The following is a 14138-nucleotide window of genomic DNA, read 5'->3' as shown; positions in this document are numbered from 1 at the left end:
CTATTACCCAGGATAATTCGAAGAGGAGCACAGCGAATGCAGCCGCAAAAGGAAAGAATGAACCGGTTTGTCTGGTGCATGCTGTTTATCTGTTGCCTGATACAGAGCCCCGCCGTTTTGGCGAGCCCGCCGAATATTCTGTTGATCGTTTCAGAAGACAATGGCCCTGAACTGGGCTGCTATGGCGATCCGTATGCACAGACGCCGCATCTGGATCGACTGGCCGCGGAAGGGGTGCGGTTCGAGAATGCGTTCGTCCCCTACTCCGTCTGTTCGCCGTCGCGGGCCTGTTTTCTAACCGGAAAGTATCCGCACCAGAATGGACAGATTGGCCTGGCGACCCACAAGTTCGCCATGTACCACAAAGAGACGCCCAATTTTGTGACGCTGCTCAAACAGCATGGATATTTCACGGGACTGATTGGCAAGCTGCACGTGAATCCGGAAGCCGCTTTTCCCTTCGATTATCGTGCGATTCCCGGCGCGAATTTCAATCGTCGTCAGCCGGTAACGGCTTATGCAGACAAGGCGAGGGATTTCTTTAAACAGGCACAGAAAGCCCCCTGGTTTTTATCGGTGAACTTTCCCGATGCTCATCTCCCGTTCCTGAAACAGGCGAATGGCAGACCAGCCCAGCCGCTCACCGCAGATGATGTCAAGCCGATGCCCTGGGTGGGCGTCGATACGGCCCGGCTGCGGGAACATGTCGCCAATTATTACAATTGCCTGGCGCGACTCGACATCGGCGTCGGGCTGCTGCTGGAAAAACTAAAGCAGACGGGAGCAGCTGAGAATACGCTCGTCATTTACATCGGCGATCATGGTGCCCAGTTCCCCCGCGGCAAAGGGAGCGTGTATGAAGGGGGCCTGCGTGTTCCACTCATTGTTCGCTGGCCGGGTGTCGCGGAACCGGGACTGGTCCGCACCGAGCTGGCTTCCACGGTGGATCTGCTACCGACCGCCCTGGCGGCTGCCGATATGTCGATCCCCCAGGACCTGCCAGGACGAGACCTGAAACCTCTGTTGACTGCTGGTCCTGCGAAAGACTGGCGGGAGTATATCTTTGGCTTTACCACAGGTTCCTTTGCACGGAACTGCTATATCCAGCATTCGTTGCGGGACGCCCGTTATAAGCTGATCTCCAATCCGCGTCCCGGCACCGAAAACCTGATCGCAGACAGTTATCTGGATGAATCGCATCCCCACTTTGTCATCTCCGGTGCGACTGCCGCCGACCAGAAAACGATTTCACCCCGAACGAAAGCGGCTTTTGCACGCTGGTCGACGCCACCTCGATACGAACTGTATGACCTGCAGCAGGATCCATACGAATGGAACAATCTGGCCGACGATCCCGACTATGCTGAAACGAAGCAGCATCTGATCGACGCCTTAACAGCGCTCCAGCGACAGACGCGGGACCCGTTTCTCGCCCCCGAGAACGTCGAGGCTTTCGTCAAAGAACAACTGGCCCACCGGGATATGCGTTACCGCAAGCAGAAGCAGTTCCGCTGGTCTTATCTTGATACATTCGCCGACTGGCGTTCAGCCCGGTAGAACGATACTTCATTCAAAGGACGCAGTGAGACTGCTCCAGGAAACTCATAATCCATGTTGCCTTTTAACTTCAATGCCCTGTTCTGCGTCATTGGCGGACTTGCGGGACTGTTTATCACTCTTAAATTCAGTGACAGTCGGATAATGATACTGGCTGTGGCGATCGCATCCACCATGCTGATCGATCTCATCATGCGTGTTACCAACGACGAAGTCCAGGACCCGATACTCAATCCCGAGGCGGGCGGTTATATCAGAATCCCCGGACTCGGACCGATGTCATTTATCCCCGTCTGGATTATCTGCATCGCTCTGCTGCTCCTGGTCAGCCTGGCGTATTTTGAAATTGTCTGAATTGATTCAGGCTCCTCGTCACCATATCTCAGGAAAGCCGTCCATGGCTCTCACGCTGCAACCACTGGACCACCCCGATCAACTGGACCTGCTGGCAGAGGAAGCCCGCAGCCAGGGCTATCGCATGCTGGATCGACTGCAGCAGGAATGGCGGGAAGGTACTAATTGTTTTGACCGGGAAGGTGAATGTGTGCTGATCGCGGTAAGGTCAGATCGCATTGTCGGTGTCTGCGGATTGAACCGGGATCCGTACTGCGCCCGAGACGATGTCGGTCGGGTGCGGCGGCTTTATGTATCCGTAGAATTCCGTCGACAGGATATCGGTCGACAGCTCGTGGAGACAATCCAGCAACATTGTCAGGAAAAATTCTCTCAATTCCGACTGCGAACGCATTCTCCTGAAGCGGACGCCTTTTATCTGTCCCTGGGTTTTCGTCACACGACTGAGGATCCCTGTTGTACTCATGTCCGGGAGGTTCAGCCCGTACTGGAAAGACCGATTGTGGACGGCACTTAATTCACAGTGCAGACTGTCAGTTGTTTATTTTTCTGAGTCACCGGAAATGTTGTGAGAAGCCGTAACCATGCCCGAAGTAATCTATACCATTGATGGAAACGATTTTGAAAATCTCACCGAGCTGTCTCAGGTCTTCAGCAAAACCGTTCTACAGAATCACACCTGGCACGGGAATTTCAATGCATTGAATGACCTGCTGCGCGGTGGATTCGGAACGCCCGAAGAGGGATTTACGCTGGTCTGGAAGAATTCAGGTAAATCACGCGATGACCTGGGGCAGAATGCCACTGTGAAATATTACGAACAGCTTTTAAAAGTCTGTCAGCCTGACAACCGTGTGTATCTTGAAGAGGAACTGGAAAGGGTCTGCCAGGGGGCAGGCCCCACACTGTTCGAAATCATCGTGAAAATCATTCATGACCACGGTCCGGGAGGTTCAGAAGCAGAAGATGGCGTGCTGCTGCAATTAGAGTAACCATCACTCCATCTGACAACAGAATAATGAACCGCTCATACTGGTCCAGTCCCAGCATCAGCAAGCCTTCGTGTATCACAAGATACGGTTGTTCAGACATCCATAGTAAAATACAACCTGGGCATGTCCCATATTTTTGATCGATGACATTCTGGTATCAGGAGCTGACTGTAATGACTGCGAAATCTGCTCTGCTGACAGTGCTGCTCTCCATCATCGGCTTTGCTGTCCTGGGTATCTGCGGGAGTCTGCTGGTAAACAGTTTATTGCCCGACTATTACCGTTCGGCCTTCCGGCTGGATGCGAATTCTTCCATCCCTCCCGCCGCGCTGGGAATGCAGTTGGGAGCGTTGCAGGGAGCAGGACTGGGAGTCGTGTTTGCCCTGGGCATGCTTGCTCTGGCAGCAATGAAATCCCCGCGACAGTCCCCATCAGTACCAACGTCTGAGACGACTGTGGCCCCTGTCACCGGTAAACGGCACTGGGGGTTGTTGTGGTTCCTGACTACTGGCTGTCTGATTTTCGTCTGCAGTTCGCTCACCCTGTTTGTCGGCATGATCATCGGGGAACTGCAATATACCCAGCGTCTGACAGCCCAGAAACTGGAGGTCCTCGATCAATTAATAGCGGAGAATTCCTATCCTGATCTGGAATCAGACTACTCCTCGGCAGCGCAGGTGTATCTCGTGGGATCGGTCAAAACCAGGGCAGACTACCAGAGCCTTAAACAGCAGCTGGTGATTACGTTTGGCACTGCTGAGGCAAAAAATATGATTCGGCTGGTCGACGTGCAGCAGGCCGATCAATAAACAAGGGCATCTAATAGTTCGATCAACCTGCTTTCCGTAATAATTCTACTATGAGTCAACTTCCTCCAGTTCCGGATGAAATTCAGATCGAAGTCGAGCATGACATTGGTGGTACCACTTATCGTCTGGCACTAACGCGCGAGCGGACGTATTACATCATCACCTTCCCCGTCTTCCTCATCCTGCACTGTTTTTTTCTGCTCTTTTTCATTTCCCTTTCGCTAAGATTTTTGAGGCTCCTGATACAGGCTCCCGATGTATTTTATCTGCTATTTCTTGCTGGAAGTATTGCAGGCACATTGTGGATCCTGTTCAACATGTACGTACAGATGCGACCGCAGCATCCGGAGATCATCACTCTGAAAGAAAAGGCGTTCTGTCTGGATTCCGGCAGTTCCTCCTTCAAGAGACTTTATTCCCGTTACTTTAAATTACAGCATCCCCATCCTTATGGACTCCTTGGCGGCTATTTCAGAAATCGTATCCAAATTGAAATTGACAGACAGAACCTGGGAGAGATTTATCGGCTCCCCCACAGAAAAGCAAAACTGCTGTATCTGAATTACGATGGGAAACACATCGAAATCGGCGAAAGACTGAATGATACCGAACGCGACTGGCTTAAGGAGCGAATCAGGGAATGGCGGCTGGCATGATTTTCATTACCACTGCTGAACCTGCTCTTCTCTTTGCTGAGAACCCGCTATAATAGACGTTAGACTATCAATGACTGACCGACTGCAGGCGGGAGCCCGTTTCGATGGCTGAGAAGTATTATGTTGAATGCGACTGCGGCAAGCGGGCTCGCGTCGCGCTGCATGAAGCTGGCACTGATAAGCGTTGTGAGGCCTGCCAAAAGACGGTCAGGGTTCCTGATACAATTACCTTGCAGCAGTCTGCGGGTGACAATTACCCGCTCTTGCGACCGCTGCAGAAGATTCTGATGACGCTCCGAAAAGAAGAGCCTCCGTTTGACGGTCTCTGCCATCATTGTGAAAGCAGAGAGGCTGATATTCTGATTCCCGTCAAACTGAATCTCCTCATCGAACGCCATATGAAGAACGATGGGGGGATTCGCCCGACAATCACTGGTGACATCGCCCTCGTCGCTTCTGCTGCGGAAGAATTCTGGAAAGAAGTCTGGTTTCCTTTGCTACTCTGCAACGAATGCCGAGCGCAGTATGTCGAAGACCGGGAACGGCAGCGTCGCAAACGCCGCTGGGAATTATGGGGACTGTTCTCACTCCTGGGGGCATTTCTGGTATTTGCCTATTTCTTCGCGGTAATTATTGCGATGTTTTCGTTTTTCTTCTGGCTGTTACTGGCCTTTGGCTGGGCCTCCCAGTTTCGCGATCGCAAAAAAATGGATGCCTGGCAACTCCCGTGGCTGGAAGAAATCCGCTGGTTCCCCGAAGCGCTGGCCATGGAAGATGAATATAACCTGGAAACCGGTAAATCGCTCGACCTGCATAAAATCAGACAGATCATTGAAGAGTCCGATGATCTGAGTCATGAGTTCACTCCCCTGCAATGGTGGATGCAGCAATTTAAACCCGGCTATTTTGAGTTTCCCTGATCAATAAGAAATGAACAACAGGATCGACATGTGAAAGGATGGTGAAGTGATGCAAAGCGATGAACAGGATATTCGTGATCTGGTCAGCACCTGGCTGGAAGCGACAAAAGCAGGCGACACCGAGAAAGTACTGGAACTGATGGCCGAGGATGTCGTATTCCTTGTTCCGGGAGAACCTCCCATGGTAGGGAAAGCACCTTACAAAGAAGCGGCGCAGCCCCACCCCGAACAGCCGGTTCCGGAGATTGAAGGTGTCAGCGAAATTCAGGAGATCAAAGTTCTGGGCGACTGGGCCTACATGTGGACTGAAATGGCTGTCAAGGTGACGCCAACAGGCGGACATCCCATCAAGCGGGTCGGCCACACACTGTCCATTCTGCACAAAGAGAATGGCAAATGGGTGATCGCCCGCGACGCCAACATGCTGGTACCGGTTACGGGAAACGGATAAACTCAGTTAATGAACGGTCTCGCAATATTCAATTCGACCGGAAATTGTAAGAAGAGAATACCGCCCGACTTCGTCGCCTCAGTCATTTCGGGCGGTACCCCGAGCTTGATATACCAGGCTACTCCGCACCAAGAGCCTTCATGATCTGTTCTACGCGTTTATGCTGCTTACGATCCCCTTCGAGGAGAATGGCTTTCTTCGAATTGATCTGGAGCTGTTCCGCGAAATTAGCAGGCATGACGATTTTGTGATTGTCGTAATCTACCAGGCTATTTTCTGCCACTACCAATTGGAACTGCTGCGCAATTTTGAACGCCTTAATTGTTTTTGCGAACGACGCTGCAGCTTCTTTTGTATCAAAGAAATACGCTCTCACAGAAGACTCAACTCCCCAACTGACCAGCCGGGCATTATTGATCCCTGGTTGATGATAAGTGGCAGTCCCAGGGCCGTTTGCTTCGAGTTTTTGTTCAACTTGTTGATCGGGCTGCGCCAGTTTTGGCGCTGTCGCGGCCGGAGACTCAGCAGATTCTTTCGCTGCACTGACGGGAACCCAGACCAGTCCCAGCAGGCCACAGGTGAGAGTCAACAGGCAGGCTGAGCGTGAAAGAGTGAAGCGGACTTGAGAGCAGGCAACCATTTCTATTCTCCTTTTCAAGGACTGGAATTCACCGAACTGTGCCCCCGCCGCAGGCAGCACAGACTGATTTCCTGACAGTGTAGAAACCACTTTCAGCAGGGTATGAGCATAGGATTGACGCGAGCTGACCGAGCGTTTCATAGCTAATGCATCACAGCTGGCTTCCATCGCAATCAACATCTCGCGACGGGCAAACCAGGCCACAGGATACCACCAGAACAGGCTGGTGACCAGAAAAGCAAAGAGGCTTACCAGAGAATCTCGGCGAACCAGGTGTGCCAGTTCATGCGCCAGTATTTGCCGCAGCTGTTCATCACTGGCTTGAGTAGAGAAGGCACTGGGGAGGATGATCGTCGGGTGACTCAGACTCCTCCAGAGCATCGGTGAACAGGGGATATCCAGCAACACGGCTTCCGGTACCTGCACCAGTTGATAAGATTGGGAAAGTTCTTGAAGAATTCGATTTATCCTCGGAGAAACAGATTGAAATTCCCGAGCCATGTTATGCATCCGGAGATGAATCATGACGGCCCTGCTCCAGAGAATGATTGATCCAAGCAGACTGAGAAACAGGAATAAGAAGAACAGATTGAATCCTGAGACTGCCGGATAGTTGCGATTGAATTTTTCTGGATGCCCTGTTCCCACTTCGCTGCTCTCTTCAACAACAGCCAGACCTGTATCAGTCGTGACAAAGTCGATCACTTTGCTTGCTCTGGCTTCCGAAAAGAAATGTAACTGGGGCAGGACAGGAAGTGCCAACAGGGGAGGAGTAATCAACTTCACCAGCACCAGCATCCAGAGTAACTGCCGGAGCGCAGGCCGGTGCTTCAACCAGGTCGTCCATGAGCCCGTCCAGAGAAACAGGGTAAATACTGAAACCAGCATCAGATTCCACATCAGGCAGTAAAGCAAACTGGACATGAGGCCGTGTTCCTAGTCTTTGATTTGATTAATGATTCTTTCCAGAGTAGCACGTTTTTTGTCATCAAGATCAACCTGTTCCACCAGCGAGAGCAGCATCGGGGTTAAAGAGCCCCCAAAATGATGATCAGCCAGGTGCTTTAACTGTCGACCTACAAAAGATTCACGCGAAAGTGTTGCTGAAAACAGATGTGCAAAACCGCTTTTGTCGACGGTTACCAACCCCTTGTCCATGAGGCGGTCCAGAAAGCTTTTTACACCACCATGCAGGGAATGCTCGTGCCGACCATACATCGCCAATACAATCTCACGAACCGAGCTTCCTTCAGGTCGTTCCCAGAGAATCTCCAGCACTGTGCGTTCTGCTTCGGTCACATCAGTGCTGCTAACGGGTTGATCTTTCTTAGACATGGGATACTCCGACTAATTTCTCTCATACATTCCGCATGAGATGTTAATGCATTTTGCATGAGGTTCAATATCTATTTTGAAATGTATTTTGAAGCGTGACGCTAAACCACAACAGAATAATGAGATGCAACTTTAAGAATTTAATGCTACGAACAGCAGGAAACGCTCGACGGCATCAACCGGGAAGACGATTTGCCTTGTTCTTTACGCGGGACATTTTCTCTGAGAGAAACGACTTCCATAATGCTCATTTCAATCAGGGCACCTTGGGCAGTACTGATTCTGAGCTTCCCTCTGCAGCAACCGGATACTGTGCCTGATGAGATTGCAGACTGTCGATCAGGGACTGCATCATCTGCTTGAGCTTCTGTGGATTCGATTCCGCCAGGTTGTGCTGTTCGAACGGGTCTTTTGCCAGGTTATACAGCTGGTAGTGAGAACCCTCCGATTGTTTGGAGGGGAAATAGTGGTAGATCACCTTCCAGTCGCCGTCCCGGTAAACCGTAAAATAGTCGCTGCGATGCGGTGCATGGGGATAGTTCATCAGGAACGTTTCCGGACGTGAATGGTCCTGCTCGCCCAGCAGCAGTTGATTAAGGGGCATTCCGTCCATGACATAATCTTTGGGCGGGAGGGTGTGCGTCAGATCCAGAATCGTGGGAAACAGATCGTAAACGGCAGCCACCTGGTCCTGAATCATATTTGCGGGAATGGGGAGCTGCTTCTGATTGGCATTTTCCGGATTCGGTTTGGCCCAGGCCGCGATGAAAGGCACCCGCATGCCCCCTTCATAGTGAGCCCCCTTCTTGCCTCGCAGAGGGGCAGCACAGGCAACTTCGTGTTCATGCCCCAGGGGTGCGTCGGAACCGTTGTCTCCCAGGAAAAAGATGAGGGTATTCTCGGCGACTCCCAGTTCGTTGAGCTGCTGCATGATATCACCCAGAGATTTGTCCATGCCTTCAATCAATGTGGCAAACGCCTGAGCGTTCTTTGGTTTGCCTGAATCCTTGTAATGGTCGGCAAAGCGGGGATCGGAATCGAAAGGAGCATGCACTGCATAATGAGCCATGTAAAGGAAGAACGGCTTCTTCTGCTTGACCGTTTCTACCAGCGCTGCATTCGCTTCCAGTGTGAGTGCTTCGGTCAGGAAGGTATCGGTGCCATGATATTTATCCAGACCGGGAACGGCGTGATGTGCCCGGCGGGTGCCCAGACCGTATTTCTTCTCAGCATAATAACTGCCCGGTGCCCCGAACGAAGCGCCGGCGATATTGACGTTGAAGCCCAGATTCAGCGGTTCCGCTCCGGGGAAGTTGTCTGCGCCAAAATGGCCTTTACCGACATGAATCGTCTTATAGCCAGATTTCTGCAGCAAGCGTGGCAGCGTGACGTCTTCTTTTTTGAGACCTTCCCAGTTCCAGTCAGGCGGTCCCTGGGGACCCGCATTATTCTTACGGGGATTGATCCAGTTCGTCGCATGATGCCGGGCTGCGTTCTGGCCGGTCAGAATGGAAATCCGGGTCGGCGAGCAGACACTCATCGCATAAAAGTTATTGAAACGAATCCCCTGCTTTGCCAGGCGTTCCATGTTGGGCGTGATGTAATAATCGTTGAGTGGGTACCGTTTGGGGTTCCCCTCGGCGTCGGTCAGAAAGGGAACCGAAGTATCCATGACTCCCATATCGTCCACGAGGAAGACGACAATGTTCGGCGGTTGCGTCGCATTCAGATTTGCTGCTTTGAGCGTGGAAACTGAACTGAAAATAAGACCACAGATGACTGCGATTAGAGACTGGCGCAAAAATCGTGAATTCATAGGAGATGACTTCCTTCCTGAAAGAGCGCTGCATGAAGACCAACGGCATACTGGCGGAATTTGCATTAGATCCACTATAACAGGCATGCCCCGATCCTGTCTAATGATACCCGTCCGGAACTGCAGCACTGTGGTTCCCCCCAGCAGTTTAAAATCAATATCACTACTGGCAACTGAAAGCGGGAGACAAGCGACAAATCATCAGTTCCTTGAAAATTCAAATTGACAACAATATTTTACTCTAGTAAATTGACATTAGTAAATGACCATCCAGACAAGGAGAGACGGATGAACGCCAGCCAATTGGGTCGGGTCCAGCTGCAGATCATGCAGGTCCTCTGGGATCGAGGCCGCGTCAATGCGCGTGAGATCACAGACGCCCTCAACCAGCATTCGCGTATCGCCCACAGTACAGTCCAGACACTACTACGTCAGCTGGAGGCCAAACAAGCTGTAGCCCACGACGTCGAAGAGCGTACGTTTGTGTTTTACCCGCTGATCAAAGAGGACAAAGTCACGCGGCAGGCTACGCGTGGACTGATCGATGACATATTTGATGGTTCCGCAGCCGGACTGGTTGCCTATCTGCTGGAGAACGAAAAGATCCCCAAATCGGAGTTACAACAGCTGCGTAAGCTGATCAACGACGAGTAATCACGGAGCATACACTACGGGCAGGAGGACGAGTCATGATTGAGACAACGGTCGCTTATTTTGCTGTGCTGGTGCTCCTGCAGTCTACTCTGCTGATAATGACCGGTTGTCTGGCCATGCGGTTCTGTGGTCGACAGAAGCCGGTCGTGCAGTCTGTGATCCTGCGTGTCACTCTGCTGGCGATACTCGTCTGCCCGCTGGTATCACTCACCTTCCATCATTTCGGCGCGACGAGCTATGCCCTGCTCCCTGCCTGGGAGATCAATGCTGTCGCTGTCACAGACAGCATTCCCGCTACTGAAGTCTCGAGTCCACGACCGACTGAAGCTGGGAACAGCAAGGGGCTTCCTGAGTTACAGGCTCCATCAAAGCCAATTCATTTATCGCAAGATTCCGTTATGACCGGGAATATTCCTGTAGCAGGAGATGCCTCCCCCCCAGCTGCAGATAATGCGACGGTGTCAACAACAGTGATCGAGAATCAATCAACAGAATTCAGTCTCAAGGCTCTGATCGCCTGGAGTATTACACTGATCTGGTTGTCCGGCACCTTCGTGCTGTTGACGAAGCTGCTACGGGCGTATTGGGGAATAACCCGGGTGGTCAGGAACAGCCTTCCTGCGGAAGCGCAGCTGCAAAACCTCTGTCGGGAGACAGCGGAACGTCTGGGACAACACCCACCCGAGGTTCGCCTCTCTCCCGTCGTGCATGCTCCCTGCCTGACGGGGATCCGAAATCCGCTGATTCTGCTGCCCGCACAAAACGACCTGTCGGACAGTGTGCAGCGGGATATTTTTCTACACGAACTGGCGCACCTGGCGCGACGGGACTGCCTGTATTTTCTGCTGGCCCGTGTTGCGACTGTGGTTCTATTTTTTCAACCGCTGGTGTGGTGGCTTTCGCGACGACTGGAACAGCTGGCGGATGATATCTGTGACGACTACGTAATCCACTACGGTTCCGGTCGGAAGCATTACGCGAACACGCTCGTTGATTTTGCGGAACGGCTGCCAGCCCCTGCACTGACGACCGAAGTGGGGCTAGCCATGGTTTCGCAGCGTTCCGCGTTGAGCCGTCGCATGCTGCGTATTCTGGATACATCCCGCGTGCTGAAACTCCGCCTGCCGGTGAAATGGGGTGCCCTGATTCTGCTGCTGGGGATCTCCGCAACCACCAGTGCCGCTCTGCTGGTGACGACCCGGGCAGAGGAATCAGCACCGCAACAGGACGCACCGGCACAGTCAGACGAGAATCAGGGAACAGCGGTGAAACCGAATTCATCCGAACAAAAGCAGGAGAGCGAGAACACGGGATTACACCTGCGAGGGAACGTCGTCAGTCCGGCGGGACAACCGGTTCCGCATGCATCGATTGGTTATGTCAGTACCGGCTGGGATCAACGCCAGCGGACCAGGCTGGCCACCAGCGATGCACAGGGGATTTTCAACATCACAATTCCCGCCTCAGATCCACGCTACGCTGCCCTCCACAATGACAGTATGCTGGTCGCCCTGGCCGACGGTTATGGCCCGGTAATTGAAAGTGTCTATCAGTTCGATGCTTCCAGGGAAATGCGCAAATCAGTGTTGAAAAAAATTGAGAACTTCCACTACTCCCCTGAACAGAGAAATCAGATCCGACAACGAGTTCTCAATGCCAAATCCACCTTTCAGCTGGTGGCAGATGACACTCCCCTGACGGGCCGCGTCGTGAATATTAAAGGACAGCCGGTACCTGGCGCCAAGGTTGAAGTTGTCCGGTTGAAATATTCGGAATCGGGGAAACTTGACGAGTGGGAACAGGCAACTCAGAAGGCTGGGATCGACCACTTTCATTTAATGCGTCTGCTGACGGGATCCCTGGGGAATGATGTGGGTGGTGCGACGCTGGAATACCTTCCGACCGTCATCACGGATCAAGACGGCCGGTTCACTTTCCAGGGCCTGGGAGACGAGCGGCTCGTCAGGTTGTTGATTTCCGGTCCGGGAATCGCCGCCAGCGAAGTCTATGCCCGTACCCGCCCTGGGAGTCGCATTGAAGTCCCCAAATCGGTCAGTGGATCTTCCAAGGAGAACATCGTCTATCATCCATATGATTTTACACACATCGCCGGACCATCAGTGCCTGTAACAGGAGTCGTTCGCGATGCGAAGACAGGCCAGCCCCTGTCGGGAGTCAAATTGAGAAGTTACCACCTGACAGGCCGCCGCGTGATACACCAAAGCGAAGGCCTGACCCATACTGTCACCGACGACCAGGGACGCTATCGCCTGGAAGGACTACCGCTCGGAAAAAACGAAGTCATCTTTCTGCCTCCCCCGGATCAGCCTTACCTGATCTACCAGTTCAAAACGGAGCTGAAAGCAGGGAGTCCGGCCATCCAACGGGATGTGGGACTGATTCGAGGAGTCTGGGCAGAAGGTCGTGCATTTGATAAAGCGACTGGAGAACCGGTGCGCGGCGGACGCATTGACTATGCTCCACTAAAGGGGAATCCCTTCGCCGAACTGATCAAAGAGTCTTTTGGGCTGCTCCCCAATTATTTCCGTCTGGAGGAGGATGGAACCTATCGGATTCCCGTGCTGCCGGGGCCCGGAGTCATCGCGGTCCTCGCAGACGACTTCAGGAAGTACCAGCGCGGCAGAGGCGCTGTGAACCTGATTGATACGACCCAGGCAATCAACGTGTTGAAAACGACACCTTCAGCGTTGGTTGCATTTAACTACCATTTTCTGGCTGAAGTCAATCCGGCAGAAGATGCCGAATCTGTCCAGGTCGACTTGCCGTTTGACGCGGGTCGCACCCTCAAAATCAAAGTGGTGCAGCAGAATGGCCAGCCGGTTTCGTTCGGTAAGTATACCGGCATGTTGGAAGACTTCCCCACCTGGTATCGCTTCACTGACGGTCAATTGGAAATCAGAGGCTATCGCCCTGACCGCCCCCGTAGGGTACAGGTCTTTGCCCCAAAAAGCGGGCAGGTCAGTTTTCATGTCATCGATGAGAAAGATCCCCGGGAGTTAAAAATTACACTCGAACCCGGGGCGGAAATCACGGGCCGTCTCGTCGACGAATTCGGAGAACCGAAAGCCAATTTCATGTTCTCTGACGCTTACGGAAGCACCGCAGAGACTCCTGAATATGCTTTACTGCCCCCGAATCCCGAGCAGACATCAGGAGGATCGGCGAAACATCACACTGACAAAAACGGACGTTTTCGGATCAGGGGTCTGGTTCCCGGGAAAAAATACAACGTCTATGCCCGCGAACTTCGTCAGAACAGCACTGCGGTCTACCTGGGTGATCTTATTGGTGAAAAGCCGCTCCAACCAGGTGAGGTGCGCGACCTGGGAGACATCTCAATCAAACGGGCATCCAAAACAGAGTGATTCAAACGCCTTCTCTTCCGAGCTGTGGATCAGCATCCAGATCGTCTTTGTCAGCAAGGGTAATTTACCTGACTAACTTTTCTTCCATGCCGTCTTGACACCTGGGACACAATGTCCTACCCTTGCCTGCGACATAACGTCCCAGGCTTGGAAAAAGGAAGCATTGACCATGGTCAAGACACCCCGTGATGTGACGGAAGCGGAACTGAGTGTACTGCAGGTCCTCTGGCAACAGGGACCGGCGACGATTCGCGCCATTACCGAACAACTCGAACCCGACCGGGTTGACGCGTATTACTCCACCGTCAAAAAACTGCTTGAACGCCTGGAAACAAAGGGTTTCGTCAAACGGGAACCGGCGGGAATCGCCTTTGTGTATGAAGCTTGTATCGCGCGTGACGAACTGGTGGGGCGACGCCTGCAGGAGGTGGCGGAGACGCTGTGTGAAGGATCGCTGACGCCGCTGCTGACACAACTGGCGCAACACACGGATCTGAACCGGAAGCAGCAGAAAGTGCTGATGGATCTGATCGACGAACTTGCCAAAAAGAATTCAAAACCATAAGGA

14 protein-coding genes are annotated in these 14138 nt (G+C 52.6%); 11 read left to right on the top strand and 3 right to left on the bottom strand.

What is annotated here, in order from left to right:
• The first annotated feature begins 36 nt into the window (after positions 1-36).
• The 8 genes from RID21_RS29295 to RID21_RS29260 all read left to right on the top strand — a co-directional run bounded on the left by RID21_RS29295 (position 37) and on the right by RID21_RS29260 (position 5739).
• Entirely contained in the window at positions 37-1557 is a 1521-nt protein-coding gene (locus RID21_RS29295; RefSeq protein WP_350195174.1) for a sulfatase family protein, read from the top strand.
• A 54-nt stretch (positions 1558-1611) separates the two neighbouring features.
• Complete coding sequence (locus RID21_RS29290) at positions 1612-1911, top strand: hypothetical protein (RefSeq protein WP_149337753.1); 300 nt, start codon at positions 1612-1614, stop codon at positions 1909-1911.
• A gap of 43 nt (positions 1912-1954) precedes the next feature.
• Positions 1955-2428: a GNAT family N-acetyltransferase gene (locus tag RID21_RS29285; RefSeq protein WP_350195172.1), complete on the top strand. Its 474-nt coding sequence runs from the start codon at positions 1955-1957 to the stop codon at positions 2426-2428.
• 67 nt (positions 2429-2495) lie between these two features.
• The gene (locus tag RID21_RS29280; protein WP_350195170.1) at positions 2496-2903 is read left to right on the top strand and encodes a barstar family protein; all 408 of its coding nucleotides are present in this window, start codon (positions 2496-2498) and stop codon (positions 2901-2903) included.
• Between the two features lie 173 nt (positions 2904-3076).
• On the top strand, positions 3077-3712 hold the full coding sequence (locus RID21_RS29275) for a hypothetical protein (RefSeq protein ID WP_350195168.1): 636 nt from the start codon (positions 3077-3079) through the stop codon (positions 3710-3712).
• A 50-nt stretch (positions 3713-3762) separates the two neighbouring features.
• The gene (locus RID21_RS29270) at positions 3763-4368 is read left to right on the top strand and encodes a hypothetical protein (protein WP_350195166.1); all 606 of its coding nucleotides are present in this window, start codon (positions 3763-3765) and stop codon (positions 4366-4368) included.
• Positions 4369-4472: 104 nt separating this feature from the next.
• Positions 4473-5288, top strand: coding sequence for a hypothetical protein (locus RID21_RS29265; protein WP_350195164.1), 816 nt, complete (start codon positions 4473-4475; stop codon positions 5286-5288).
• 49 nt (positions 5289-5337) lie between these two features.
• On the top strand, positions 5338-5739 hold the full coding sequence (locus RID21_RS29260) for a YybH family protein (protein WP_350195162.1): 402 nt from the start codon (positions 5338-5340) through the stop codon (positions 5737-5739).
• A 118-nt stretch (positions 5740-5857) separates the two neighbouring features.
• Here the strand turns inward: RID21_RS29260 and RID21_RS29255 are convergent, their stop codons facing one another.
• The 3 genes from RID21_RS29255 to RID21_RS29245 all read right to left on the bottom strand — a co-directional run bounded on the left by RID21_RS29255 (position 5858) and on the right by RID21_RS29245 (position 9530).
• Positions 5858-7303, bottom strand: coding sequence for a M56 family metallopeptidase (locus RID21_RS29255; RefSeq protein ID WP_350195160.1), 1446 nt, complete (start codon positions 7301-7303; stop codon positions 5858-5860).
• 12 nt (positions 7304-7315) lie between these two features.
• Positions 7316-7714, bottom strand: coding sequence for a BlaI/MecI/CopY family transcriptional regulator (locus RID21_RS29250; RefSeq protein WP_197999370.1), 399 nt, complete (start codon positions 7712-7714; stop codon positions 7316-7318).
• Positions 7715-7970: 256 nt separating this feature from the next.
• The gene (locus RID21_RS29245) at positions 7971-9530 is read right to left on the bottom strand and encodes a sulfatase (protein ID WP_350195158.1); all 1560 of its coding nucleotides are present in this window, start codon (positions 9528-9530) and stop codon (positions 7971-7973) included.
• A gap of 288 nt (positions 9531-9818) precedes the next feature.
• Here RID21_RS29245 and RID21_RS29240 point away from each other — a divergent pair, with 288 nt between their 5' ends.
• From RID21_RS29240 to RID21_RS29230, 3 genes are all read left to right on the top strand, one after another.
• Positions 9819-10184: a BlaI/MecI/CopY family transcriptional regulator gene (locus RID21_RS29240; RefSeq protein ID WP_350195156.1), complete on the top strand. Its 366-nt coding sequence runs from the start codon at positions 9819-9821 to the stop codon at positions 10182-10184.
• Positions 10185-10219: 35 nt separating this feature from the next.
• Positions 10220-13570 carry a M56 family metallopeptidase gene (locus tag RID21_RS29235; RefSeq protein ID WP_350195154.1) on the top strand — a complete coding sequence of 1117 codons (3351 nt, stop codon included), beginning with the start codon at positions 10220-10222 and terminating at the stop codon, positions 13568-13570.
• Between the two features lie 169 nt (positions 13571-13739).
• On the top strand, positions 13740-14135 hold the full coding sequence (locus RID21_RS29230; RefSeq protein WP_145041889.1) for a BlaI/MecI/CopY family transcriptional regulator: 396 nt from the start codon (positions 13740-13742) through the stop codon (positions 14133-14135).
• Positions 14136-14138: the final 3 nt, after the last annotated feature.

The organism is Gimesia sp. (genome assembly GCF_040219335.1).
GTDB lineage: Bacteria > Planctomycetota > Planctomycetia > Planctomycetales > Planctomycetaceae > Gimesia.
This window is presented reverse-complemented; position numbering and strand designations above follow the sequence as displayed.